This is a genomic window from Rhodocytophaga aerolata (assembly GCF_030503435.1).
GTDB lineage: Bacteria > Bacteroidota > Bacteroidia > Cytophagales > 172606-1 > Rhodocytophaga > Rhodocytophaga aerolata.
This window is the reverse complement of record NZ_JAUKPO010000114.1, coordinates 1-3,784: the sequence shown is the minus strand read 5'-3', so window position 1 is coordinate 3,784 and position 3,784 is coordinate 1. Positions and strand designations below refer to the sequence as shown.

Genomic DNA, 3,784 nt, shown 5'->3' with positions numbered 1-3,784 from the left:
TTAGATGTAACTAAACCACGTAAGAGTTTTAATTCTCCACTTCCTTTTAACTTTGCAGGTGTTCAGATAGGACTTCAATTTAATTTACTGGATTTTTAGTTGCTCGGTCAATTCCTGTAATGACTTTACACTAACGCTGTAAAGTGATGACTAAAAAGTTAGATTTTCCCTGGTTAATTTACTCATTACGAAGCGAGTGTATTGGATTGGCTAAAGCGGCTTTGATAGCTTGAAAACTAATCGTTAAGAAAGCAATCAATACTACTACCCCTCCGGCAAACACAAATATCCATCCTGAAAGAGTAATATGATAGGAGAAATTTTCCAGCCACTTATTCATACTATACCAAGCTAAGGGCCAGGCTAGCAAAGAGGCAAGTAGGATAAGCAGTATTGATTCCTTGGTAAGCAGCAGTAGAATGTTAATAACGCCTGCTCCCAATGTTTTACGGATGCCTATTTCTTTTCTCCTTCCTTGAGCTGCACATAAAACTAATCCATATACTCCCAAGCATCCAATCAATATGGCTATACTTGTTACTATCTTGAGCAACTTGCCCAGTTGTATTTCTTTTTGATAAAACCCGGCCATTGTTTGGTCTAAAAACTGATAGGCAAATACTTTATCCGGATATATCCTGCTCCACACCTTTTCAATCTCTTGTATTGCTTGTTTTAGCCCTTTAGGATTGACTTTTATGCCGGCAGTAGATAGAAAACTAGGTATTTTGAGCAAAATACAAGTCCCAATCGCTTGATGCAGGGATTGGGAGTGAAAATCTGCCACTACGCCCGTGATCACCTGTGGAGATTCATCTCCTGGTGTCAGATTTATTACTTTACCAATGGCATCCTGTGGCGTGGACAAGCCCATTTTTCTTACTAAAGCTTCATTTACTATAAAAGAATGTATAGAATCATGTTCATTTAGGTTCTGTCCGGCAAGTAAGGTTAAGCCATAGGTGTTTATATAATGGCTATCTACCGGCTTTAGTTCTACCGGATATTTGTCTTCATTCCCTGAAGCTTTATATTGAAAGTTAACAGTAAATTGATAATCTGAAAGTGGATGATTAAAGGCAAAACTCACCTGTTGGATAGCAGTACTACCGAGTAACTCTGTCCGCAATTGCCGTAAGGTGGTTGGATTGCTATCAGGCAAGGAAAGAGTAATAATTGCCTCTTTATCAAACCCTACATAGGCAGAAGTAAAATACTCTACCTGGTGAATGATCACAATAGTACTAATGATTAATAGTTGGGAGATAAAAAACTGTGTCATGACCAGCCCACGCCTGAAAGACAAGTCTCCTACATGGGCTGTTTTGATTTTATTTTTCAATGCCCCTGTAAGCTCAAATCCTGAAAGCAAACTTGCCGGATATATTCCTGCCACAAGACTAACTACAAGTATACATCCAATGATGATGGCTAAATTGGTAAGATTATATAGAAGATGATGGGGTATGGCAATTCGTAATAGTTCATTGAGCCACGGCAAAAACAGAGCGGCAAGTATACTTGCCAAAACCATAGAACTAAGGGTAATAATAAGTGTTTCACTGATGAACTGAATAAACAAGTGTATCCGGCTACTGCCAAGCAGTTTGCGTAGGCCCACTTCTTTAGACCGTTTGATTGCGTGTGCTGTTGTTAAGTTAATGTAGTTGATACAAGCAATGAGCAGAATGAAAGTTCCAATGAGCAGCATCAACCAAATACTTGCCTTGGCTGTCACCGGTGTCTGGTTTGTGGATTCATACCGGGTATCTACATGTATTTCATGCAAGGGTTGTAAACTATGCTCTCTTCCCTTTCTATCTGTTTCATTTACATATTTACTGATCAAATCAGGTAGTTGCTTTGCTACCTGTTGAGGCTCCACCTGCTCAGGCAACAACACATAAGTTTGCATATGGCTGGCAATCATTTGCCAGGAGTGTAGGTTAAAGTCTTTTGACAGATAGTCTTTTAGAGATTGAAACGAGACAAATAGTTTAAAAGGTAATACGGTATTTGCAGGAGAATCTCTTACCACACCGGTCACTTTCAAAGGCAGATTGTTTTCCAGCATGATAATCTTATTTAATGCATCGCCACCGAAATACTTACTAGCAATCTCTTCGGAGAGCACCACACTATTAGGCTGGCTAAGGGCTTTTTGAGAATCTCCGCTGATCCATTGATAGTCGAACACATTGAAATAATCAGCTTCTACAAAACCTATTTGCTTTTTCTCTTGATAATGGTCTTTCTGCATGGAATGCCTATCAATCGTAATGGAGCCGTCTTCTACAAAATAAATGGATACTACTTTTTCAAGGCCTGTTACATCGTTTCTTACGGCACTTGCCATAGGAAAAGGCGACCCTGTATTGTAAAATATTCCATCCTTGCCCAAAGTATGGGTATTGATTCGATAAATCCTATTGGCTTTGCTATGAAACCGATCATAGCTTAACTCGTATTGAAAAGCCATAAACAGGAGCAAAAAACAGGTAAACCCCAACACTAAACCGCTTATATTAATTATGGCACTCGTTTTCTGATGAGCTAAGTTTCTGAAAGCAAAAAGGAAGGAATAGCGAATCATAGCAGGAGAGAATAAGATAAAGGAGTAATTTCTTTTCTATTTAAAGCAAAAGTGGGTAAATAACCAAGTATAGACAATATTTTATCTGCTAACCTCCCTCTGATATTCTTCAGTTAGCTGTATCTTAAATAATTCTAGCAAAACACCTTTTACTTCATTCTGATAAATCAGGTAAATCTTAAAGTGCCTTTAGCAGCTAGGAAGAGGGATGTATACAGTTGATGTTTTATTTTCTACTCTTGTTTCTGGGTAAAAGCCAGTCCGTCAATCCATGTCAATGAGTCTCACGAAAGGGGGAATTACTTTAACTCCCTGGGTAATTTATATCTAATTAAATAACTGTTTTATAAGTAGCTAATAATCAGTTTAATTCTTACTTTCATAGGATATATTTCTCTATATCGGAAGATATTCGCAATTGACTGTCAATGGTTAATCAATTTCCGCTATATAGCACCCACATATTAGTTTAGCAATGGCTTGTCAAGACTTTCTCACCCTAACTGCTCAATAATGAAACAATCCTTTTTGATACTGTCTTTTTACTTGTTTGCCTCTCAAGTCAATGCACAAGATGAGAATGTGGAGGCTACCATTCGAGGCCTTGAAAAAGCGGAAGCTCGGGCAGTTGTAGAAAACGACACACTTACGCTTTATAAATTGTGGGATAAAGAGTATGTGGTCAACTCACCTGACAATGCTGTGACTCGAGCAGGAAAAAGTGTTGCTGATCGACCTGTTTTGAAAAGAACACGAAGTTCATTAATTCGCCAGGTAGAAAGCATACTCATACAAGGAAATGTTGTTCTTTCAATGGGCAATGAAACAGTCACGCCTACTGGTGATCAAACTAAAGCAGGCCAAACCTTGAGAAGACGCTATACCAATGTATGGATGAAAAAAGAGGGAAATTGGAAGCTAATAGCTCGACATGCTAACATAATTTGTGAGTAAGGCAGTAACCCATCACTATGTCCTCTCTTGATGCCTGCATCTGCATTGGAAAAGCACGATTATCGATCTGCTGCAACCTGCGGAAAACTAAACTAGTGTTGCTGCTTAAGAATAGAGATCACAAAGAGAGCAGACGAGAAATTTAATTTTTTCAGTTACTCGAAAAGGGTAGTTAATTTAACTTGAAATTCTATTTTACTTGCTAACCATTGGATGTTATCCCTCCAGTATCCGGAT

Annotated in this window: 2 protein-coding genes; one reads left to right on the top strand and one right to left on the bottom strand. The window is 38.4% G+C overall.

Annotation, left to right across the window (positions count from 1 at the left end; genetic code table 11):
• Window positions 1–178: 178 nt before the first annotated feature.
• Window positions 179–2,593: an ABC transporter permease gene (locus Q0590_RS36850; protein WP_302042692.1), complete on the bottom strand. Its 2,415-nt coding sequence runs from the start codon at window positions 2,591–2,593 to the stop codon at window positions 179–181.
• Window positions 2,594–3,106: 513 nt separating this feature from the next.
• Here Q0590_RS36850 and Q0590_RS36845 point away from each other — a divergent pair.
• Window positions 3,107–3,547 carry a nuclear transport factor 2 family protein gene (locus Q0590_RS36845; RefSeq protein WP_302042691.1) on the top strand — a complete coding sequence of 147 codons (441 nt, stop codon included), beginning with the start codon at window positions 3,107–3,109 and terminating at the stop codon, window positions 3,545–3,547.
• Window positions 3,548–3,784: the final 237 nt, after the last annotated feature.